Source organism: Mycobacterium sp. IDUB_21 (assembly GCF_055419425.1).
In genome coordinates this window covers 133,435-153,569 of record NZ_JBVAXQ010000006.1, presented here as the reverse complement: position 1 = coordinate 153,569, position 20,135 = coordinate 133,435, and the positions used below count along the sequence as shown (strand labels likewise).

Sequence of the window (20,135 nt, the reverse complement as noted above, 5' to 3'; positions counted from 1 at the left end):
GCTCGCTGAACCGCTCTACTGTTGCGGCGGTCCCTGCGTCGCCTCTCCTTCGTCGAGGCTCGCTGAACCGCCGTATTCCGGGCGGAGGATGGAACGCAGCGCCGCCAGCGGGATGTGCGCCTGGACGTTACCGCCGTCCATGTACCACTGCATCTGGTTGTACTGGACCGGGGAGTCGTGGCCGACCGGATAGTCGGGCATGTACAGGATCAACTCATCGGGGGTCAACGCCCACGACCGGTAACCACCGGAGAACACCTTGTCGGGGGTGAAGCGCTCCGCGACGAACGGGTAGTCGCCGGGCCGATGCTCCCAGAACGCCCGGTCGAGGGCCTCGGTGATGTAGGGCTCGCCGAGTTGCGGAATCGTCGCCAGCGGATCGACCCCGGGCCTGGTGATGTCGGCCAACTGCAGTTGCCGGCCGCCGGCCATATCGAAGGTGAAGGTGCGGTAGGCATTGTTGATGTACGGACCGTCGGAGTGGTAGTCCTCGTGGAAGACCGCGGTGAGCGCGTCGCCGTGCTGGAAAATCTCGAAATTCTCGTTGCCCCAACTGTCGGCGACCATCGAAGCGCCCTTGGCGCGCCAGTTGGTGAACAACTTCGCCAGGTAATCGCGGATCGGTGGCCCGGCCACCGGGTGATCGACCAGATCCCCCGGCACCGCCATCCGGATGTAGCGGGTTGCCAGCCGCTCGGAGTGCACGTCGGTGCTGCAGTAGTGCCCGTCCCAATCGCCGCCCAGCCCGTTGCAGAACGACGGCGCCGAGGCACCGGCGTCCGGTGTGGCCGCCACCGCCAGTGCCACCGTGGCCAGGGCCGTCATCCCCGTCAGTAGTCGGGTCGCCCACATAGCTTCCCTCCTAGGGCAATTCGACCTTGCTCGCCAGCCATCGACCGTCGACCTTCTGCATCGTCATCTTCATTCGGCTGCGATCCACCCGCGGATCAGGACGGGTGGTGTTGGTGACTGTTTGGTTGACCATCACCAGCACCACCACCTTGTCGGCGGACTCGGATTGGACGGCCGAGTCCACCACGACGCCCTGCGCCGACGCCTTGTTGTCGATCAACAGCTGGCGCAGCTGGACGCTGGCCTTGGTATAGGTGTCCTTGAAATCCCCGGTCGCGCCGTTGAGCACTGCGGTGAAGTCGTCGTCCACCCTGTTCGAGTCGATGCTGGTCAATACCTGGGCGTAGTCCACCGCGGCACGCTGCCCGGCTGCCCCGGCAGCGGCGATCCGGTGCTGCTGCCACAGTTGCCAGCCGAGCCCGCCGACCAGGCCGAACACCACCAGGTAGGCGGCGGCGATGCCCCCGAGCGTCAGCGACTCCCGCCGCGTCCGGGGGGACCGTGACCGCGGTGCCGGCAGCGCGGTGGTCTCGGCCGGCTTTTCGGCCGCGGCCGACTCCGCCTCGCGCGCAGTGGTTTTGTCGTCTTCGGTGGCATCCGGCTCGTCGTCGGTACTCATGGTGGCGTCTCCTTGAACATCAGCGTGGCGGCTCGATCAACAACGGCGGGCCGCCGTAGTCGGTGGGAATCGTGTAGCGGCCCTTGGGGGTCGGGTCGGTGGTCGCCGCCAGGTCGGCGCCGGGCGGCGGGCCGGCGGTGTCATCGCCGGGCGGACGCGGCGCGTTGTGAGCACCCCGTACCAACACGGACTGATCGGTGTCGCGACAGTAGCCGTACAGGAACGGTTCGGGGAAGTCCGCTGCCGACGGGGGCCGCCGCGGTGTCCCGTAGTCGCAGGTGTAGCGCGGGTAAATGTCGACGGTCGCCCACATTCCGCCCTCGTGGATCGCCGAGTCGAGCGCCGCGACCGTCGAGCCGCGGTAGTTCGGGAACAGCGCGTTGAGCGCCGGCGCCCGGACGTAGAGCAACTGTGCCGTGGTGACCAGGTTGCCGAGCAGCCCGACCATGGTGTCGGAGTTATCGTCGAAGAGCCCGTCGACCGACGACAGCATCCCGGGCGCCTGGTCGACCAGGCGTTGATAGCCGCCGATCATCGGGTTGATGCCCTTGAACACCTTGTCGAGGTTGTCCGTTGTGGCGGCCAGACCGTTGTTGACGTCGCTGAGCATGGTGAGCACGACCCGGCTCGATGTCAGCAGGCTCACCGTCTCCGGCAGCACCGTATCCAGGGTGGACAGCAGGAAGGTGCCGCCGTCGACGATGTCGGTGAGCTTGCGCGGGCCCTCATCGGACAGGCTGAGTTCCTTTTTGACCAGCTCGAGCTTGCCCGGGTCGGTCTGGGCCAGCATGCCGTCGGCGTCGGCCAGCAACTGCGAGATCGGAATCGGCGTGGTCGCCTGGTCCCGCGAGACCACGCTGCCGCCGGACAGGAACGGACCGGTGCTCGACAGGGGCTCGAAGTCGATGTACTGCTCCCCGGCGGCCGACAGGCCGGAAACCCGCACCTTGCTGGCCGCGGGAATCTGCACCGTCGACTCGATGTTGGCGACCGCGTCGACACCGGTACTGGTGATGCGCAGCGACTCGATCCGGCCCACCGGTACCCCGCGCACCGACACGTCCTGGTCGGTGAGCAGCCCGCCGGAATCCGGCAGCGCGATGGTGATCTGGTAGGTCGAGCGCGTCGGGTTCACCCGCAGTGCGCCCACCAGCAGGTAGGCGGTCCCCACCACCAGGGTCATCGCCAACGCGACCCCCGACAGCAGGTTCTTGCGCCGGTAACCGGCGCGGACCAGGGCCACCAGGCGCCGGCTGAATGCGTCGATCATGGCCTCGGTCCCGGTCCCGGCGGCCCCGGTCCCGGCGGGCCCGGCTCGACGGGGCCCCACTCGGCTTCGGCCGGGGTCGGCGGTATCGGCGGACCGACCGCCGTCCACGGTGCCTGCCCCATGTCGGAGTCCGGACCGCGTCCCACCACGCGTTCTTGTAGGCGCCACAGCGCGTACTTGATCGAGCCGGCCATCTTGGCCCAGTCGTAGCGCTTCGGGCCGTGGAACGCCGGGTCGCCCTTGAACCCGGCGTCGGGCATCGAGCCCCACACCAGACGGTCGATGCTGGCGTGCACCGAAACACCCGACCCGGAAGTCATCTTGATGAACGGCGCCACCAGCCGGTTCAGGGCGTACAGGCTGGTGTTGGGGTCGGTCGCCACGTCGTTCCACGCGCCGGCGAGCAGGTTGGCGTCCTTGATGAAGCTGTGCCCGGAATCGTCGGTCCCGGCAATCGACGGGAACCGGGTCAGCTGCCGGCTGGTCGCGCCCAGTTCCTCGACCAGGTCGGCGAGCTGGCTGGTGTTGTCCACCAGTGTGTCGGTCGCCGGACCGGCCGCGTCGAGGACGTCGGTGAGCGCGGCGCTGCGGGCATCGAGCCGGTCGGCCAGTTGGCTGGTTTCGCGCAGCGCCGTCTCGATCTCGCCGGAGCGGGCGTTGAGTTTCGCCAGTAGCTCGTTGGACTGGTTGATCAGCTTTCCGAATGCCTTGCCCTGGTCGCCGGTCGCCTTCCCGGCGCCGTTGACGAGATTGGTGAAGTTCTGCACCGCGCCACCGTTGACCAGCAGCGCCGCCGAGCTCAACACCGATTCCACGGTGGCCGCTGACGCGGTGGACTCCAGCCCGATGGCGTCGCCGCCCTTGAGCAGCGGCGCCGACGGGTCGAGGTGAACCGGCGGCTTGATCGCCACGAACACGTCACCGAGCGGGGTCGCCGACCGCAACTCGGCGGTGCTGCCCACCGGGATCCGGACGCCGTCCATGATGCGCAACGTGGTGACCGCGGTGTAGTTGCGCGCGACCATCGACTCCATCTGGCCGATGTCGGCACCGGAGAGCTTCACCTTGGCGTGCCCGGGCAAATTCAGCGCGTTGGCGAACACCGCGGTGATCAGATAGCCCCCGCTGCCGATACCCGGAGCCGGCAGCGGCAGGCTGTCCAGGCCGCTGGTGCCGCAGCCGGCCGCCGACGACGCGATGGTCGCGCTGCACAGCAGCGCCATCGCGGCCTTGGCTGTCCGCCTGTTGCGCGCCGCCACGTCTACTGCCCCATCATCGAGAGGCCGTCGAGGACATACGTCAGACCGAAGTCGGGGCCGTAATCGGCCAGAGTTCCTGTGCCACAACCCAACTGTCGAAGGTGCATCATGTTGCACAGCTCCTTGGTGCTTTGGCTGTCGACGAGGATCTTGTCCACCAGGGCGTGCAGCCGGACCGCCCCGTTGTTGGTGTCGACGGCGTTATAGAGGTTTTCCATTGTCATCGGCAGCAGGTTGAGGAGTTCTGCCAGGTCGCGCTGCTTGTCCACCAGGGTGGTCACGGCGGTGTCGCCGTTGAGAATGGCATGCTTGAGGTTGTCCCGGTTGGCCTGCAGCAGCGACGTCGCCTGGGTGACGATCTCGTTGATCTTGCGGCCGGTGCGCCCGGTCCCGAAATCCTCGTTGGCGAGCATCTGACTCAACTGGCGTGTGGTGGAGCCGAATTGACGCAACTTCGCGTCGTTGCGGGCCGCCGCGTCCATCAGCGAGCTGAGGTTGGTGATGATCGTGGTCAGCTGATCGCCGGTCGTCTCGCCGCGGTCGGAGCTGAGTTGCAGGGCCCGTGACAACTCGCTCAGCGTTGATTTGATCCTCTCGCCGTTGCCGTCGGCGATGTCGGCGCCGGCGTTGATCACGTCGGCCACCGGCCCGTTGCCCTTGCCGTCGCCGCCGAGCGATTTGGAGACCTTGTCGAGCATGTCCAGCACCCGATCGAACGCGACCGGCGTCCGGGTGCGGTTCAGCCCGATGGTGGTGCGGTCGGCCAGCACCGGACCGCCCGCATACGCCGGGGTCAGCTCGATCTGCCGTGCGGTCAGGATCGAGGTGTTGATGGTCACGGCGCGCACGTCGGCGGGGATCTTCACGCCGCGGTCGACGGTGAATTCGGCCTCGACGTACTCGCCCTTCGGAGTGACCTTGCGGATCTTGCCCACCGGCATCCCGAGCACCGCGACCACATTGCCTTCGTAAAGCCCTGCGGCGCTGTCGAATTGGGTGGTGACAGTGATATGACCGCCGAACGGGTTGAAGTAGTAGGCGGCCGCGGCGGAGACGATCAGTGCCCCGGCGATCAGCGCAGAGATCAGCGCCGTGACGCGGCGCCGGCCGGTGGGGGTGACTGTCGGCGCCGAACGGCGCGGCACCGCGACGGTGTCTGTCGGCTCCTCGATCGGATCGTCGGCGGCGACGGTCGGTGGCGCGCTCACTGGTGCACCATCCTTATGTCACTGGTCTTGGATGGGTCGGTGATGCGCCCGAGGTGCCGCCAGGTCATCGCCCGGCTCGCTTGACACGGTTGATGTCCAAAATGAGATCTGCGAGATCTGGCGGTTGCCCGGGACGTGCGGACCGTCGACAGGGCTGAGCGCCAAGGCCGCGTGCTGCGAGCGCCGATCAGTGAGCGAACCGGCAGCCACGTTCCGGCGCCACCGGCACCACAAGTGGGCGCCTCCCCACTGGAGCTAGCAGCGAGGAGGCTGACGTGAAGTCTGCCAGCACTACCCCAATTACCCAATTGCCCGAGACACCGCCGAACGACGTGACCGGGGGCCTGGACTGGGCCCGCGACGATCACGCGGTATCGGTCGTCGACGCCCGCGGCCGGGAAGCTCTGCGGCACACCGTCGAGCACACCGCGGCCGGGCTGGCCGAACTGATCGACGTGCTGGCCGGTGCCGGCTGTCGGGAGGTCGCAATCGAACGTCCGGACGGCCCGGTCGTCGACGCCCTGCTCGCCGCCGAGATGACCGTGGTGATCATCAGTCCGAACCAGATCAAGAATCTGCGCGGCCGCTACGGGTCGGCCGGCAACAAAGACGACCGATTCGACGCGTTCGTGCTGGCCGACACACTGCGCACCGACCGCGTCCGACTGCGCGCGCTGGTCCCCGACACCGCGCCCACCGTGGCGTTGCGCCGCGCCTGCCGCGCCCGCCGTGATCTCATTGCTCATCGGGTCGGCACCGCCAACCAACTGCGGGCGCACCTGCGCGCCGTGTTCCCCGGCGCTGTCGGACTGTTCGCCGCCATCGACAGCTCGATCAGCCTGAAGTTCTTGACCCGCTTCACCACCCAGAACCAGGCCGACTGGCTCAGCCCGACCCGACTGGGCAAGTGGTTGTCTAGTGTCGGCTACTCCGGCAAAGTCGACCCGGCAGTTCTGCACTCGCGGCTCGTCGCAGCACCCCGTGGCCTCACCGGCGCAGACGCCGATGCGCACGCCGCCATCACCCGCGCCTACGTCGCCGTGCTCACCAGCTTGCTCGAACAGATCAAGGCCATCACCGGCGAGATCGAGACCCAACTGGCCGCGCACACCGACGCGCACATCTTCACCAGCTTGCCCCGCGCCGGCCGCGTCCGCGCTGCCCGACTGCTCGCCGAGATCGGCGACTGCCGCGCCAAGTTTCCCACCCCCGAATCGCTGGCATGCCTGGCCGGAGTTGCGCCCTCGACCCGCCAGTCCGGCAAGATCCGCGCCGTCGGCTTCCGTTGGGCCTGCGATAAACAACTGCGCGACGCCGTCTGCAACTTCGCCGGCGACTCTCGTCGAGCCAACCCGTGGGCTGCCGACCTCTACCAACGCGCCCGAGCCCGCGGCCATGACCATCCCCACGCCGTCCGCATCCTCGCCCGCGCCTGGCTCACCATCATCTGGCACTGCTGGCGAGACGGGGTCGACTACGACCCCACCACACACCGCGCTCTCCAGCGCCTCCTGCAGGACCAAAAACAGGTGGCTTGACACAGGGCTTCTCATTTGCAGTCCTTGAAGTACTCGATCATGCCGAACTGCTTGGCGCGGCCGCTGATGGCGCACATCCACGAGTCGATCGCGATCCCGTTGCCGGCGAAGAACTCGATACCGGGGCCGTAGCCGGTGGCGTTGGTGATACCCCGCAATGGTGGCGGCGCGGACTGGATCAGGCTGCGCAACAGGTCGTCGTGCTGGCCGAGCATGTCCGACAGCGCCCGCACGTTGATCAGCATCTCGTCGAGCATCGACCGGTCGGTGACCACGACGTTGTTCAGATTGCCGGTGAGGTTGGTCAGCGCAGCCAGCATGGCGTGGAAGGTGTTCTGCCGTGCCACCAGTTCCCCGATGAAGTCCTGGCCCTGATCAACCAGGTTTCCCAGGTGCGTCTGCTGGTTGCGCAGCGTGTTGGCCACCCGCTGGGTGCTGGCGAGCAGGGTGCCGAGCTGATCGCGCCGATCGGCGGTGAGCTTGGCCAGCGAGTGCAGATTGGCCATCGCTTGCGGAATCACCGGGGGGAAGTCCGCTCAGTTGTTGGCCGAGCACGGCCAGGGACTGCCCGAACTGGTCGGAATCGACCTGGTCGAACGTGGTGGTGGCGTCCTCCAGCAGCGACTCCAGCGAGTAGGGGACCTCGGTGTGGGCGAGGTTGATCCGCTTGCCGGGCAGTGCGCCGGAACCGGCGGGCTCCAGTTTCAGATACCGCGACCCGAGGATCGTCATCACCTGGATCTTCGCCCGGGTGTCCTTGCCCAGCCCGATGTCGTTGCGCACGGTCAGGCCGGCTTCGACGTGGTCACCGGCGAGCCGCATGCTCGCTACCCGGCCCACCTCGATGCCCGCGACCACGATCGGGTTGCCGGGGGCCAGCGCGGCGGCTTGGGCGAACTCCGCGGTGTAGCGGGTATAGCCGACGCCGAGCACCTTGACGAACAGCGCCGCGGCCACCACGACAGCCACCACGGCCAGTGCCCCGAACCCCAGCCAGGTGGTGTTGTAGGACTCCAGCGGCCGCGCCCGCCGCTGGCGGAAGAAGGTGCCGGGCCGTGACGTCATCGCGTTACCCATCGACGGTGTTCCTGCACTTCGGCGTGTGCCAGGCCAGGTTCTTCTGGGTTATCGGGCGAGCATTGCCGGGGGTCGCCGCGTTGACGATGATCGTGGTGATGTCGTTGAGGCCCGGGAAGAATCCGGCGACGTTCAGGTCGCAGAGGTAGGCGTTGCCGTAGGCGCCCTCCCCGAACGCCCGGCCCAGGCCCTTGAGCAGCAGCGGCAGGTTGGCCCCGGTGAACGCCAGCTGCGGTTCGATGCCGGCCATGTGCTTGGTGAAACCGGGCTCGCGGTTGATCATCTCCTCCAGGGACGGGAAGACCTCGTCGGCGATCCGCGAGAGCTGCCGCGTCACCTGGGCCAGCGACCCGACCGAGGACTGCAACGCCGGGCGGCGCGAGTCCAGGTCTGCTACCGCGATGCGGGCCTGGGTCAGCGCATGGTCGAGCTGGTCGTTTTGTCCGGCGATGGTGCCGGTCAGTCTGTTCAGGCTGGTGATGAGACCACCCAGCATCTCGTCGCGCCCGGCCAGTGTCGCGGTCAACGTCGACGACTGGTCCACCAGCGCGGTGATCGACGCCTGGTCACCCTGCAGCGACTGCAGCACACCGCGGGTCAGATCGTCGGCCTGCTTGGGATTGAGCAGCGACATCAGTGGTTTGAAGCCGTTGAGCAGGGCGCCGACGTCGAAGGACGGTTCGGTGTGCTCGACGCCGATCACGCTCCCGCGGGGCAGCAGTTCGGTGCTGCCGTGGGAACCCAGCGACAATCCGAGATACCGCTGGCCGATGATGTTCTGATACGTCACCGACGCGACCGTGTTGCCGTACAGCTTCTGGTCGCTTTGGACGATGAACGAGACTTTTGCTTTCGGGGGGCCGGCCGGCTCCCCGTCCAGTTCGACCTTCTCCACCCGGCCCACCCGCACCCCGGCCATCCGGACGTCGTCGCCCTCGCGCAGCCCGTAGACGTCGGTGAACACCGCCGCGTACGGGGTCGTCGCCCCGGCCACATCGCGGCGCAGAGTGGCGTAGACCAGCCAGGTCAGCACCATCGCGACGACCATGAACAGGGACAGTCCGATCACGGGACCGCGGCATTTCACTTCTGCCCTCCGGTGCTTGCGGGGGCCGGGGCGAACGACACCGCGTTGCCCCGCGCGAGGGGACCGAGCAACAGCTGGGTGGCCACCGATGCCGGCTGACGCTGCCCGGTGATGACACCGAGCTGGTCGCGTTCGGTCTGGCTGCCGACCGGACCGACATTGCCGCCGAAGGCAGCGGGACCGACATTGCCGCCGAAGGCGGCGGGACCGACCGACCCGACTGCGCCGCTAAAGGACGATGCGGGCGCAACCGGCGCCGGCGGCTGCCACTCCGGGGCGTGCGGTTGGGCCGGGATGGGAGGGCTCGCCGGTGGTGGCGGCGCGGGGTCGAGCGGGTCGGCGTTGCTGGGTACTCGCGGGAAGGGCCCGGTCCACCAGGGCAGTGGCGGGTTGGTGTCCGCCAGGCTGCGATCGGGGTTGATCAGCGGCGGCCCGACGGCACGCAGGTTCCCGTCGGGGCCGATCTCGGTACCCGCCGGTGGTTCCAGGCCGGCCGGGAAGTGGTAGTTCTGCGGCAGCATCGTCTCGGGGAGTTCGGGCCGTACCGAGATCATCGGTGCGGTGAAGCAGCTCGGTCCCTTCAGTTCGCCGTACTGCGGGCAGTCCGCGCGGGTGTAGGTGTGCAGCGGGGTGAAGGACAGGTTGGCGCGCAGGGTCCCGGTGATCAACCGCGGATCGTAGAGCTGGTCGAAGAACTTGTCGGACAGCCGGTTGACCCGGGTGAAGATCGGGACGTACTTTTCGGCGTGGTTGGCCAGCACCCCCACCACCGGCGTGAGGTCGTGGGTGATCCGGATCAGCTGGTCGATGTGGTTGTCGAACGCCTCGCGCGCGACGCCCACGGTGTGCTGGCCGCCGCCGACCAGCGAGGCCAACTCGGCGCGCTTTTGGGCGAACGCCCGCATCGGCTCGACCGCCTGGTGCAGTGCGTCGACCAGGTCCGGGGCGGTCGCCTGCAGACCGTGGGTGGCGTCGAGCAACGCCGAGACCGTCGAGGGCCCGGGCTCGGTGGCGACGATGCCGTTGAGCTGATCCAGCAGCCGGGACATGTGTGCGCCGGCATTGAGCAGCTTGACGCGCCGATTGTCGGTGGCCGCACCGACGGCAGCCAGGATGCCCAGGCTGTGGTCCTCGCGGCCGCGGCCGGTGGCGGCCAGGATGTCGCGCAGTTTGGAGACCGTGGTCTGGAAGATCACCGTCGACAATTCACCGTTCTCGGCGATGTGCGTGCCGTCGCGGATCGCGGAGCCGGCGCCGGCGCCGGCGTCGACCAGCTGAATCGACGACACCGCGAAGACGTTCGACGGCACCACCCGGGCGGTCACCGAAGTCCGGATGTCCTTGGCGTGGTCGGGTTTGAGGTTGATGTGCACGTAGTTGGGTTTGCCGTAGGCAGCCGGGATCACGTCGGTGACGCTGCCGACCAGCAGACCGTGGTACTTGACGTCGGACTGGGCGGGCAGCCCGTCGCCCACGTTCATCAGGTCGGCCACCACCCGCACGTAGCTGTTGAGCGCGCCGGTGGACTTGGCCAGTAGGCCCGCGGTGGCCAGCGCGATCACCAGCAGGACGGCGATCCCGGCACCCAGCAGCTGGGGTTCGGAGGGGCCGCGCCCGTCGGTGTCGAGGGAATTGCCCATTCAACCGCCGAACCTTGCGCCGGCGTCGATGCTCCACAACGCCATCGTCATCAGCATGTTGACCATGATCACGATCGTGATGCTGGCCCGCATGGCGCGGCCGGCGGCCACACCGACGCCTTCCGGTCCGCCGGACGCGTAGAACCCGTAGTAGCACTGCACGGTGGAGGCCAGCCACACGAAGACCACGCACTTGAGCACCGAGAAGACGATGTCCTTGCCGCTCAGCATCATCGTGAAGTAATGCAGGTACGGGCCGATGGACCCACCGCTGATGATGCCGGTGACCACCTGGCAGGTCAGGTAGGTGATCGCCAGGCAGGCCACGTACAACGGGATCACCGCGACGGTTGCGGCCAACAACCGGGTGGTGACCAGGAACGGGATCGGCCGGATCGCGATCGCATCGAGGGCGTCGATCTCTTCGGCGATCCGCATCGCGCCCAGCTGCGCGGTGAATCGGCAGCCGGCCTGCATGGCGAAAGCCATCGACGCCATGATCGGCGCCAACTCGCGGGTGTTGACCAAAGACGAGATGATGCCGGTCGCCGGACCCAGGCCGAGCAGATTCAAGAAGTTATAGCCCTCGATCGCCACCAGCGCGCCGGCGGTGAAACCGAGTACCACGGCCACCCCGGCGGTGCCCCCGCCGACGACGATGGAACCGTTGCCCCAGGCGATGTCGGACAGCAGCCGCAGGAACTCTCTGCGGTAGTGGCGCAGCACGGTCGGCACACCGGCCGCGGCGCGGCCGAAGAAGACCAGCATGTGGCCCAGCCGCATGGTTGGGCCTGATGCCGTCCGGTAGGCGCGCAGCAGCGGCCGCGCAATCGCCGGGACATACGGGGAGACCGTCATCTCAGAGCCCCGTCCGCGGGTACAGCACGTTGTAGAGCTCGCTGATGCCGACGTTGACGATCATCAGGACCAGGATCGACTCGACCACCGACGCGTTCACCGAGTTCGCGACGCCGGCCGGCCCGCCCCGGGTGGACAGCCCCTTCTGGCAGGACACCACCGCAACGATCGCGCCGTAAATGACCGCCTTGATCAGCGCGACGACCATGTCACCGGTGGTGGCGAACGAGGAGAAGGTCGCCACGAAACTTCCGGGCGCGCCCTTTTGGAAGTAGACGTTGAACAGATAGCTGGCCAGGAAGCCGACGAAACAGGTGATCCCGGTCAGGGCGACTCCGATCATGATGGCCGCACCGAACCGCGGGACCACCAGGCGGCGGATCACCGAGACACCCATCACCTCCATGGCGTCAATCTCCTCGCGCATGGTGCGGGAGCCCAGATCGGCGGTGATGGCCGAACCGACCGCGGCGGCCATCAGCATGGCCGCCACCAGTGAGGCGGCCTGCCGGATGACGGCCAGCCCGGCGGCAGCGCCGGCCAGTGAGGTCGCACCGACCTGGTTGGCCAGCAGCGCGAATTGGATGGACAGTGTCACCCCGATCGGCAGCGCCACCAAGACGGTCGGCAGCACCGCGGTGTTGGCCATGAACGCGCTTTGGCGGACGAACTCGCCCCACTGAAACCGGCCGCTGAACAGGTCGGCGAAGAAGTACTGCACCGTGCGCACCGCTAGAACGCACTGCTCGCCGACCGTGGTCAGCGATGCCAGCGGATGGCGGTTGACGTAGCCGACGGTCCAGTCCTGGACGGCGGCCACCCCGTCGAGCGGCACCTCGTCGGCGAATTCACGTTCGCCCTGGGTGGTCATCGGCCGCCGGTTGTGCGCTTGCGCCGAGGATGCATGGCGGACATGCTAGCCACGGTTCTTACTGCGGGGTAAGAATCGACGATTTCCGACCAGAGGAATCGAGCAATCCCCAGCACGGGGAATTTAAACCGCGAAATTGGCGGCAAGACAAGCTCTATGGAGCCCATAGGAAGTCCGCCCCGCCTTTCATCCGGCAATGATGTCGGACACGATGCCCCGGCATGGCACTTCGGGCAACATGACTCGGGTTATGGGCGGGTTACTCACCGGTAGCACCGATTTCGCGGATTCAGGCCCGCTGAATTGGTGCCGGTAGCGATACTCGACCCTGACGAAGCCGAGCGCGGGGAGGGTATTGATGCGGCAGAGGTGGGCGCGGGCCGCCGCGGTGGTAGCCGCGTGCGCGACGGTAGCCGCCGGCCTCGCGGCGCCCGGTCCGGCCGTCGCAGACCCCGACCAGTCACCGGCGCTTCCAGGCTTCACGCCCGCGCCCACCGACTGGTCGCCGCACATGGACTTCTGGCCTTACAACACCTTCACCTACCAAGTCACGCCCGAGATGATCGGCGGCATGTCGGATTCGTGCCAGTGGTTCAACGCGCAGTTCGATCCGTTGATGGGGCGGATCAACGACTTCAACCGCAACCTCGACGAGCATCACGACGGCTACACCGGCGTGCAGTCGCAGGCCGATGCGGTGCTGGCCGATATCGACCGGTCGACGGGTTTCCTGGGCCCGCGGCTGAAGCCGCTGACGATCCGCAATACCCCCGACAACTACGGCCCCTATTCGCCGATCTACGGCGGCGAACAGCTGACCGGTGTGCTGTTCCAGCTGTCCCGCATCGCCGACAACATGCGCAAGAAGCAGCCGTCGGGCTTCACCCGTCCCCATATCGATTCCGCCGCCGGGTGGGGTAACGCGTTGCGGAATTCCGGGGCTTGCACGTGAGCGCCCACCGCCGCGGCTTGCGGTAGGTTCGTGGTGCCATGCGGCCGAACGGCTCGGCCAGCTCGGACCAGGGGAGGGTAGTTCGAGGTGTCGGAGGAGCGGGAATCGACCGATGAGGTCGAAGTCGCCGACGACACTGTCGAGCCGGCGGCCACCGACGACACCGACGGGCCCCAGGCCGTCACTGACGAACCGCAGCCCGGCGAAGCCGCCGATGAGGCTGACGGTCCCCAGGTGGGTCCGCGTCGCCGGCGGTGGATCGCCGCTGCGGTGCTGGCGCTGGGCCTGATCGGGGTCGCCTACGAGGGCTGGCTGCTGTTCGCCCACCATCAGCGTGCGGTGGCCGCCGCTCAGGCTCTCGACACTGCCGAGAAGTACACCCTGGTGCTGACCGGTGTGGACCCCAGTGCGATCGACAAGAATTTCGCCGAGGTACTCGACGGGGCAACCGGCGAATTCAAGGACATGTACGCCGCGTCCAGTGAACAGCTCCGCCAGCTACTGATCGAGAACAAGGCTGCCGCGCACGGCACCGTCATCGACGCGGCGGTCAAATCCGCCACCAAGAACAAGGTCGAGGTGATCCTGTTCGTGGATCAGTCGGTGAGCAACAAGGCCGCGCCGGAGGCGAAGATCGACCGCAGTCGCATCGTGATGACCATGGAGAAGGTGAACGGCCGCTGGCTGGCCGCCAAGGTCGACATGCCCTGAGCATGGCGGCGGCCCGCCGCCTGAGCATGGCTAGTTGAACGCCAACCAGCTGGGCAGCGCGCGTTCGTGAGCGTCGCACAGCACCTGGGCGGTGTCGCACGAGCCGCGCGGCACACCGGCACCGGTCCACATGCCACCGGCGTCGCGGCGCAGCACGACCGCCGACGACGAACCGCCATCGAGCAGGACGGCGTGATCGCTGTTCAGGCCGCGGAACAGATCTTGCATGTTGTCCGGGGTGTAGTGGCCGCCCTGGAAGATGTACATCTCGTCCTTGGCCCGGGAATAGCCCAGGGCGGTGCGCGCCGCGCTCGGCCCGCCGTCATTGAGTTGTCCGGTGACGCCGGGCGCCAGCAGCCCCAACCCGCTCACCGCCACGAATCGGTCTCCGCGCTCCACCAGGCCGGCGACCGTCGGCCCGGCCGCGTCGTAGTCTCCGCCGTCGCGGCCGCCGCGCGGCCACAACACAGCTGGTGCACCACGGGTCGGCAGGATCATCGTGGTCAGCGTCGACCAGTGCTCGTTGCCGCCGGACAGTCCCTGCTTGCCGGCGTAGGGGATGGTGCCGGTGACCGCGACGTTGGCCCGGCCCTTGCCGCGGGTGTTGTCTACGTAGGCGCCCAGCGGTGAACTGCACTTGGTGGTCCGCCAGGATCCGCCGCGCTGGCCGCGAATGTCGAAGAAGTTGGCGTTGATCGCCACCATCGGCCGGCCCAGCGCCTGCCAGGCCTGCAGCGGGGTATACAGCTCGGAGGCCTGCATCAACCCCTCGCCGGTGCGGGCCCGCGGATCGCGTTCGCAGCGGCTCTGAACACCGCTGTGACTGTCGACCAGCAGGTGCGGGTCGATGCGCTGCGAGGCCGCCTTGAGCACGACCAGGTGCCCGCCGCCGGACATCTCGTACCAGTCGCCGGCGGCGTTGAGCATCGGGGCGGGATGCCCGCCGCCGAAGTTGTAGACCAGGTAGGAGCCCGGGGTGCGGGCGATCGCGGCGGCCAACTGGTCTTGGGCGGCGGCGCGCGCGGTCGGCACGCCGGGGCCGATCGCCAGGGTGGCGCAGAGCAGCACCACGGTGGCGCCGGCCGCCAGCCGACGCACGAAAGCCACTGGAGTCAACATTGTTTGCCCCTTCGGCTCCGGGTGGGAGACACCAAGTTCCCAGGCTAGCCACAGAAACCGTGGGGGTAGCGTGCCGTGATCGGACTGTGCTGCGTCGGTGGCGGATCGGTTATCTCCAGGGGGCGGTGAGTGATCAGCCGCCCAACCGTTTTTGCATCGCCCAGATCAAGACTTCCGACGGTGTGGAGGCGGTGAGCCGTTGACCGCCGCCACCGGTGAATCGGACCGCGTCGCCGGCATCCAGCTCACCGGTGCCCTCCAGATCGACCCGGCCCAGCGGGACGAACAGGTGCACATACGGCGCGTCGGGTAGGTCGACGCTGTCTCCGGGTTGCAGTCGGGCGGCGTACAGCGTGGCGCCGGCGTTGCCGATGGTGATCGCGGCGGCCGGGTCGGTGCCGGAGGCGACGACGATGAGGTCCCCGCCCGTCAGCGCGTCGCCGATCTCCTGCTGCTGATAGCTGGGGGTGTGACCGGGAGTGTCCGGCATGATCCACATCTGAACGAAATGCACCGGCTCACTGGCCGACTCGTTCTTCTCCGAATGTTGGATGCCGGTGCCTGCCGACATCCGCTGGGCCAGCCCGGGACGGATCACCCCGGCGTTGCCGATCGAATCGCGGTGGCTCAACGCGCCGGACAGCACCCAGGTGACGATCTCGGCGTCGCGGTGCGGGTGAGCGTCAAACCCGGCTGCGGGTGCCACGATGTCGTCATTGTTGACCAGCAGCAGCCCGTGGTGGGTGTTGTCCGGGTCGTAATAGTCGTTGAACGAGAACGAATGCCGCGAGTTCAGCCACGGTGCGCGGGTGACCGCCCGGTCAGCGGCCCGTCGCACATCAGGCGCATCAGGCACTAGAGGCACAAGCCCAGGCTAGCGTTACCAGTCCGATTCGTCGAAGGTGATGACGCCGCGGATGTTCTTGCCGTCGACCATGTCCTGGTAGCCAGTGTTGATGTCTTCGAGCTTGTAAGTCGTGGTGATCATCTCGTCGATCTTGAGCAGCCCGGACTTGTACAGACCCACCAGCTTGGGCGTCTCGATGTGCGAGCTTCCGCCGCCGAAGATGTTGCCCTTCAACGTCTTCTGTAACATGGTGAACAGGAACAGGTTCAGCTTGACGTCCGCGTCGACCATGGATCCCATGCCGGTGACCACGCAGGTGCCGGTCTTGGCGGTCAGGATCATCGCCTCTTCGATGTACTCGCCCTTCATGTCGCCTACGGCGATGATCACCTTGTCGGCCATCAGGCCCCAGGTCTCCTCCATGACCGGCATGATCGCCTCGGCCATCGACGGGTAGACGTGGGTAGCGCCGAACTTGACGGCCTGGTCGCGCTTGAACGCCACCGGGTCGATCGCGATGACGCGGCGAGCACCGGAGAGCACCGCACCCTGCAGGGCGCTCATGCCGATACCGCCGACACCGATGATGATCACGGTCTCGCCGGGCTTGACCTCGGCGACATTGGTGGCCGAACCGAACCCGGTCGGCACCGCACAGCCCATGATCGCCGCGGTCTCGAACGGCACATCCTTGTCGATCTTGACCACCGAGTCCTGGTGCAAGGTCGCGTACGGCGCGAACGTGCCGAGCAGGTTCATCGCCGACACTTCCCGCGAACCGGCGTGGATCCGGTTGGTGCCGTCGGCGATGGCCTTGCCGCCCAGCAGCACCGCCCCGCGATCACACAGTGATCGGAAGCCCTTCATACACGGCGGGCAGTTGCCGCAGGCCGGGATGAAGGCCATCACGACGTGGTCGCCCTCTTCCAGACCGGTGACGCCCTTGCCGACCTTGGTGATGACGCCGGCGCCCTCGTGGCCGCCCAGCGCCGGCAGGGCCATCGGGGTGGCTCCGGTGGTCAGGTGATAGTCGGAGTGACACATCCCCGCGGCGTGCATCCGCACCTGGACTTCGCCGTCAACGGGGTCGCCCAGCTCGATCTCGTCGACCCGCCACGGCGAGTTCAGCTCCCACAACAATGCGCCCTTGGTCTTCATGACCGGCCATCATAGAACACGTTCCAGAAGGCACTTCGATCAATACCTTGAGCTGGGGAAACAACGGGCTAGCCGGTCTTGTGCGGAATCCCTACGGACAGGCCGCCGTCGATGACCAGGTCAGCCCCGGTCATGTAGGCCGACTCATCCGATGCCAAGAACAGCACCGCGGTGGACACCTCCGCAGACTTGGCACCCCGCCCCAGCGGAATCTGCAGCGCGTCGTCGGGGATGGCGATCGTCATCCGGGTGCGGATCAGGCCCGGCAGCACGCTGTTGATCCGGATGTTGTGCGGCGCCAGTTCCAGGGCGGCGGCCTTGGCCAGGCCGCGCACCCCCCACTTCGATGCCACGTAGCCGTACAGGCCGGCAGAGCCGCGCATCCCCTCCACCGAGGAGATGTTGATGATGGAACCGCCGCCGGCGGATTTCATCGGAGCGACGGCGGCGTGCATGCCCAGCATGGTGCCAGTCAGATTGACGTCGAGAACCTGCTGCCAGGCGACGAGGTCGAAATTCTCCAGGGTGTTGTATTTGGCGATCCCGGCGTTGTTCACCAATACGTCCAGACTGCCGAACTCCGCGACGGCGGTCTGCGCGGCCGATTGCCAGTGGTCGGCCTGGGTGACGTCGAGACGGACGAACCGTGCGGTGTCAGCGCCCAGCTCGTCGGCGAGCTTGGTGCCCTCCTCCTCGAGGATGTCGCCGATCACGATCTTCGCGCCCTCGGCGGCCAATGCCCGCACATGTGCTGCGCCCATGCCCCGTGCGCCGCCGCTGATCAGCGCAACCTTGCCCTCGACTCGTCCCATGGCGCCTCAGGTTACTGGGCGTGGTGTTTGCCCGTTACGCTGCCTTGATGGCCGTGACCCGCACCGAACGAGCCTTTGACGGCGTTCAGGGAGTGCGGATCGTCTACGACACCTGGACACCGCAGGCCGACCCTCGCGCCGTGGTGGTGCTGTCGCACGGCTTCGGTGAGCATGCCCGGCGCTATGACCACGTCGCGGCGCGCTTCGGCGAGGCCGGACTGGTGACCTATGCGCTGGACCATCGCGGGCATGGCCGCTCCGGGGGCAAGCGGGTGCTGTGCCGGAACATGTCGGAGTACACCGGCGACTTTCACACCCTCGCCGGTATCGGCGCCCGGGAACACCCCGGGCTGCCGCGGGTGGTGCTCGGGCACAGCATGGGCGGGGCGATCGTGTTCAGCTACGGGGTCGACCGTCCCGACGACTACCAGCTGATGGTGTTGTCCGGGCCCGCCGTGGACATGGTGGACACGGTTTCGCCGCTGTTGGCGGTCGTAGCCAAGATGCTCGGTGCCGTCGCACCCAGGCTGCCGGTCGAAAAGCTCGACAGCAGCCTGGTGTCACGCGATCCGGCGGTGGTGGCCGCCTATGACAACGATCCCCTGGTGCACCACGGCCGGGTGCCGGCCGGTGTGGCGCGGGCGCTGATCAAGGTCGGCGAGACCATGCCGTCGCGGGCGCCGGCACTGACGGCACCGCTGCTGGTGGTGCACGGAGCCGACGACGGTCTGATTCCCGCCGAGGGCAGCAAACGGCTGGCGGGGCGGGTGGGCTCCTCCGACGTGCGGTTGACCGTGTATCCGGGTCTGTACCACGAGGTGTTCAACGAACCCGAGCGCGCGCTGGTGCTCGACGACGTGGTGGGCTGGATCGACGCGCGCCTGTGAATAACCGTCGGGGCGCTGTCGCCGGAGTCGGTTAGCGTGGCCGCCATGAGTAGTGCCGCAACCGACGACAAGATGCTGGCGCGCATCGCCGCCCTGCTGCGCCAGGCCGAAGGCACCGACAACGCGCACGAAGCCGAAGCGTTCATGGCGGCGGCGCAGCGGCTGGCGACTGCGACCTCCATCGATCTCGCGGTGGCGCGATCGCACGCCGCCACCCGGACGGCGGCCACCGCGCCGGTGCAGCGCACCATCACCATCGGATCACCCGGTGCCCGGGGCCTACGGACCTACGTGCAGCTGTTCGTGGGAATCGCCGCGGCCAACGACGTGCGTTGCGACGTGGCGTCGAACTCCACGTTCGTCTACGCCTATGGTTTCGCCGAGGACATCGATGCCACGCATGCCCTCTACGCCAGCCTGGTCGTCCAGATGGTCCGGTCCTCGGACGTCTATATCGCCACCGGGGCGCATCGGCCTACTCCGACCATCACTGCCCGGCTGAATTTCCACCTGGCATTCGGCGCCCGGGTCGGCCAGCGGCTGGCCGAGGCCCGCGATGAGACCCGCCGTGATGCCGAGAAGGACCGTCGACGTCCGCCGGGAACCGCGATCGCGTTGCGCAACAAGGAAATCGAACTCACCGACTTCTACCGCGGCGCTTCGCAGGCACGCGGCACCTGGCGGGCTGCCCGCGCTTCGGCGGGTTATTCGTCGGCGGCGCGGCGGGCCGGCGATCGTGCCGGCCGGCGAGCTCGGCTGGGCGACGATACCGAGCTGTCGGTGGCGCGGTCCGCGCTGGAGCGGTGAGCGAGCGTCCCGAGCGCGACACCCAGCGCGCCAAGGTTTACGCCGCGGAAGTCTTCGTGCGCACCTTGTTCGAGCGCGCCGCCGAACGCGGATCGGGCGACATCGATTTCTTCGGCACCGCGCTGACGCTTCCGCCAGAGGCCCGCTTCGGTTCGGTGGCGGCGGTGCAGCGCTACATCGACGACGTACTGGTGCTGCCGTCCGTTCGTGATCGCTGGCCGGATGCGGCGGAATTGACCGTGCGCGCGCGCCGAGGTACCACCGCCGCCCACTACGAAATTCTTGACGGCGCAGGCATTATCGCCGTCCCGGACCGCCGCGGCGTGGGCTGGGCGTTGCGGGAACTGGTGGTACTGCACGAGATTGCGCACCATCTGTGCGACGCACGGCCGCCGCACGGACGGGAGTTCGTCGCCACGTTCTGCGAGCTGGCCGAGCTGGTGATGGGCCCCGAGTTGGGCTACGTGCTGCGCGTGGTGTTCGCCAAAGAGGGCGTGCGGTAGTGCAGTCGTTGTTACGCCGAGCGGGCCGGTGACGCACAACGGTCGAGGCCGTGCGTCACC

At 67.6% G+C, this 20,135-nt stretch carries 19 protein-coding genes and 1 pseudogene; 6 read left to right on the top strand and 14 right to left on the bottom strand.

Annotation, left to right across the window (positions count from 1 at the left end; all coding sequences use genetic code 11):
* Positions 1 to 15: 15 nt before the first annotated feature.
* The 5 genes from ACZYY4_RS11510 to ACZYY4_RS11490 are packed head-to-tail and all read right to left on the bottom strand — an operon-like array spanning position 16 to position 5,145.
* On the bottom strand, positions 16 to 825 hold the full coding sequence (locus ACZYY4_RS11510) for a mannan-binding family protein (protein WP_234808473.1): 810 nt from the start codon (positions 823 to 825) through the stop codon (positions 16 to 18).
* A gap of 37 nt (positions 826 to 862) precedes the next feature.
* Positions 863 to 1,471: an Mce protein gene (locus tag ACZYY4_RS11505; protein WP_085259164.1), complete on the bottom strand. Its 609-nt coding sequence runs from the start codon at positions 1,469 to 1,471 to the stop codon at positions 863 to 865.
* 19 nt (positions 1,472 to 1,490) lie between these two features.
* Positions 1,491 to 2,741: an MlaD family protein gene (locus ACZYY4_RS11500; protein ID WP_085259224.1), complete on the bottom strand. Its 1,251-nt coding sequence runs from the start codon at positions 2,739 to 2,741 to the stop codon at positions 1,491 to 1,493.
* On the bottom strand, positions 2,738 to 3,964 hold the full coding sequence (locus ACZYY4_RS11495) for an MCE family protein (protein ID WP_085259225.1): 1,227 nt from the start codon (positions 3,962 to 3,964) through the stop codon (positions 2,738 to 2,740). Before ACZYY4_RS11495 ends, ACZYY4_RS11500 begins: the two co-directional genes overlap by 4 nt.
* Before the next feature lie 38 nt (positions 3,965 to 4,002).
* The gene (locus ACZYY4_RS11490) at positions 4,003 to 5,145 is read right to left on the bottom strand and encodes an MCE family protein (RefSeq protein ID WP_463810217.1); all 1,143 of its coding nucleotides are present in this window, start codon (positions 5,143 to 5,145) and stop codon (positions 4,003 to 4,005) included.
* A 371-nt stretch (positions 5,146 to 5,516) separates the two neighbouring features.
* Between ACZYY4_RS11490 and ACZYY4_RS11485 the strand changes: the two genes are divergently transcribed.
* Positions 5,517 to 6,746, top strand: coding sequence for an IS110 family RNA-guided transposase (locus ACZYY4_RS11485; RefSeq protein ID WP_463810216.1), 1,230 nt, complete (start codon positions 5,517 to 5,519; stop codon positions 6,744 to 6,746).
* A gap of 11 nt (positions 6,747 to 6,757) precedes the next feature.
* Here the strand turns inward: ACZYY4_RS11485 and ACZYY4_RS11480 are convergent.
* The 5 genes and pseudogenes from ACZYY4_RS11480 to ACZYY4_RS11460 all read right to left on the bottom strand — a co-directional run bounded on the left by ACZYY4_RS11480 (position 6,758) and on the right by ACZYY4_RS11460 (position 12,279).
* Positions 6,758 to 7,811: pseudogene (locus tag ACZYY4_RS11480) on the bottom strand (MCE family protein).
* Between the two features lie 4 nt (positions 7,812 to 7,815).
* Complete coding sequence (locus tag ACZYY4_RS11475) at positions 7,816 to 8,910, bottom strand: MlaD family protein (protein WP_463810111.1); 1,095 nt, start codon at positions 8,908 to 8,910, stop codon at positions 7,816 to 7,818.
* Complete coding sequence (locus ACZYY4_RS11470) at positions 8,907 to 10,550, bottom strand: MlaD family protein (protein ID WP_463810110.1); 1,644 nt, start codon at positions 10,548 to 10,550, stop codon at positions 8,907 to 8,909. Before ACZYY4_RS11470 ends, ACZYY4_RS11475 begins: the two co-directional genes overlap by 4 nt.
* A complete protein-coding gene (locus ACZYY4_RS11465) occupies positions 10,551 to 11,408 on the bottom strand; it encodes an ABC transporter permease (RefSeq protein WP_463810109.1) in 858 nt (285 codons plus the stop codon). It lies immediately after the preceding gene.
* Between the two features lies 1 nt (position 11,409).
* Positions 11,410 to 12,279, bottom strand: coding sequence for an MlaE family ABC transporter permease (locus tag ACZYY4_RS11460; RefSeq protein WP_463810108.1), 870 nt, complete (start codon positions 12,277 to 12,279; stop codon positions 11,410 to 11,412).
* Positions 12,280 to 12,637: 358 nt separating this feature from the next.
* Here ACZYY4_RS11460 and ACZYY4_RS11455 point away from each other — a divergent pair, with 358 nt between their 5' ends.
* Both ACZYY4_RS11455 and ACZYY4_RS11450 read left to right on the top strand, forming a co-directional pair.
* Positions 12,638 to 13,231: a hypothetical protein gene (locus tag ACZYY4_RS11455; RefSeq protein WP_463810107.1), complete on the top strand. Its 594-nt coding sequence runs from the start codon at positions 12,638 to 12,640 to the stop codon at positions 13,229 to 13,231.
* Between the two features lie 87 nt (positions 13,232 to 13,318).
* Positions 13,319 to 13,942, top strand: coding sequence for a flagellar basal body-associated FliL family protein (locus ACZYY4_RS11450; protein ID WP_463810106.1), 624 nt, complete (start codon positions 13,319 to 13,321; stop codon positions 13,940 to 13,942).
* Positions 13,943 to 13,972: 30 nt separating this feature from the next.
* On the opposite strand, the gene ACZYY4_RS11445 is transcribed toward ACZYY4_RS11450, so the two are convergent.
* The 4 genes from ACZYY4_RS11445 to ACZYY4_RS11430 form a co-directional block, all read right to left on the bottom strand.
* Positions 13,973 to 15,061, bottom strand: coding sequence for a phosphodiester glycosidase family protein (locus ACZYY4_RS11445; RefSeq protein ID WP_463810105.1), 1,089 nt, complete (start codon positions 15,059 to 15,061; stop codon positions 13,973 to 13,975).
* A 133-nt stretch (positions 15,062 to 15,194) separates the two neighbouring features.
* Positions 15,195 to 15,917 carry a pirin family protein gene (locus tag ACZYY4_RS11440; protein WP_463810215.1) on the bottom strand — a complete coding sequence of 241 codons (723 nt, stop codon included), beginning with the start codon at positions 15,915 to 15,917 and terminating at the stop codon, positions 15,195 to 15,197.
* 24 nt (positions 15,918 to 15,941) lie between these two features.
* The gene (locus tag ACZYY4_RS11435; RefSeq protein WP_463810104.1) at positions 15,942 to 17,066 is read right to left on the bottom strand and encodes an NDMA-dependent alcohol dehydrogenase; all 1,125 of its coding nucleotides are present in this window, start codon (positions 17,064 to 17,066) and stop codon (positions 15,942 to 15,944) included.
* Between the two features lie 68 nt (positions 17,067 to 17,134).
* Complete coding sequence (locus ACZYY4_RS11430) at positions 17,135 to 17,878, bottom strand: glucose 1-dehydrogenase (protein ID WP_463810103.1); 744 nt, start codon at positions 17,876 to 17,878, stop codon at positions 17,135 to 17,137.
* Positions 17,879 to 17,925: 47 nt separating this feature from the next.
* Here ACZYY4_RS11430 and ACZYY4_RS11425 point away from each other — a divergent pair, with 47 nt between their 5' ends.
* The 3 genes from ACZYY4_RS11425 to ACZYY4_RS11415 are packed head-to-tail and all read left to right on the top strand — an operon-like array spanning position 17,926 to position 20,075.
* Complete coding sequence (locus ACZYY4_RS11425) at positions 17,926 to 18,765, top strand: alpha/beta hydrolase (RefSeq protein WP_463810102.1); 840 nt, start codon at positions 17,926 to 17,928, stop codon at positions 18,763 to 18,765.
* A 45-nt stretch (positions 18,766 to 18,810) separates the two neighbouring features.
* Positions 18,811 to 19,572 (top strand): DUF2786 domain-containing protein, encoded by a 762-nt coding sequence (locus tag ACZYY4_RS11420; protein ID WP_463810101.1) that lies wholly within the window; start codon positions 18,811 to 18,813, stop codon positions 19,570 to 19,572.
* On the top strand, positions 19,569 to 20,075 hold the full coding sequence (locus ACZYY4_RS11415) for a TIGR04338 family metallohydrolase (protein WP_463810100.1): 507 nt from the start codon (positions 19,569 to 19,571) through the stop codon (positions 20,073 to 20,075). The genes ACZYY4_RS11420 and ACZYY4_RS11415 overlap by 4 nt, the downstream gene beginning before the upstream one ends.
* Positions 20,076 to 20,135 lie beyond the last annotated feature (60 nt).

Excerpts from the sequence above, each read along its gene's own strand:
- ACZYY4_RS11495 (WP_085259225.1), bottom strand. The coding sequence starts at position 3,964 with ATGGCGCTGCTGTGCAGCGCGACCATCGCGTCGTCGGCGGCCGGCTGC.
- ACZYY4_RS11505 (WP_085259164.1), bottom strand. The coding sequence starts at position 1,471 with ATGAGTACCGACGACGAGCCGGATGCCACCGAAGACGACAAAACCACT.
- ACZYY4_RS11445 (WP_463810105.1), bottom strand. The coding sequence starts at position 15,061 with ATGTTGACTCCAGTGGCTTTCGTGCGTCGGCTGGCGGCCGGCGCCACC.
- ACZYY4_RS11455 (WP_463810107.1), top strand. The coding sequence starts at position 12,638 with ATGCGGCAGAGGTGGGCGCGGGCCGCCGCGGTGGTAGCCGCGTGCGCG.
- ACZYY4_RS11420 (WP_463810101.1), top strand. The coding sequence starts at position 18,811 with ATGAGTAGTGCCGCAACCGACGACAAGATGCTGGCGCGCATCGCCGCC.
- ACZYY4_RS11465 (WP_463810109.1), bottom strand. The coding sequence starts at position 11,408 with ATGACGGTCTCCCCGTATGTCCCGGCGATTGCGCGGCCGCTGCTGCGC.
- ACZYY4_RS11500 (WP_085259224.1), bottom strand. The coding sequence starts at position 2,741 with ATGATCGACGCATTCAGCCGGCGCCTGGTGGCCCTGGTCCGCGCCGGT.
- ACZYY4_RS11435 (WP_463810104.1), bottom strand. The coding sequence starts at position 17,066 with ATGAAGACCAAGGGCGCATTGTTGTGGGAGCTGAACTCGCCGTGGCGG.
- ACZYY4_RS11460 (WP_463810108.1), bottom strand. The coding sequence starts at position 12,279 with ATGACCACCCAGGGCGAACGTGAATTCGCCGACGAGGTGCCGCTCGAC.
- ACZYY4_RS11470 (WP_463810110.1), bottom strand. The coding sequence starts at position 10,550 with ATGGGCAATTCCCTCGACACCGACGGGCGCGGCCCCTCCGAACCCCAG.
- ACZYY4_RS11510 (WP_234808473.1), bottom strand. The coding sequence starts at position 825 with ATGACGGCCCTGGCCACGGTGGCACTGGCGGTGGCGGCCACACCGGAC.
- ACZYY4_RS11425 (WP_463810102.1), top strand. The coding sequence starts at position 17,926 with ATGGCCGTGACCCGCACCGAACGAGCCTTTGACGGCGTTCAGGGAGTG.
- ACZYY4_RS11430 (WP_463810103.1), bottom strand. The coding sequence starts at position 17,878 with ATGGGACGAGTCGAGGGCAAGGTTGCGCTGATCAGCGGCGGCGCACGG.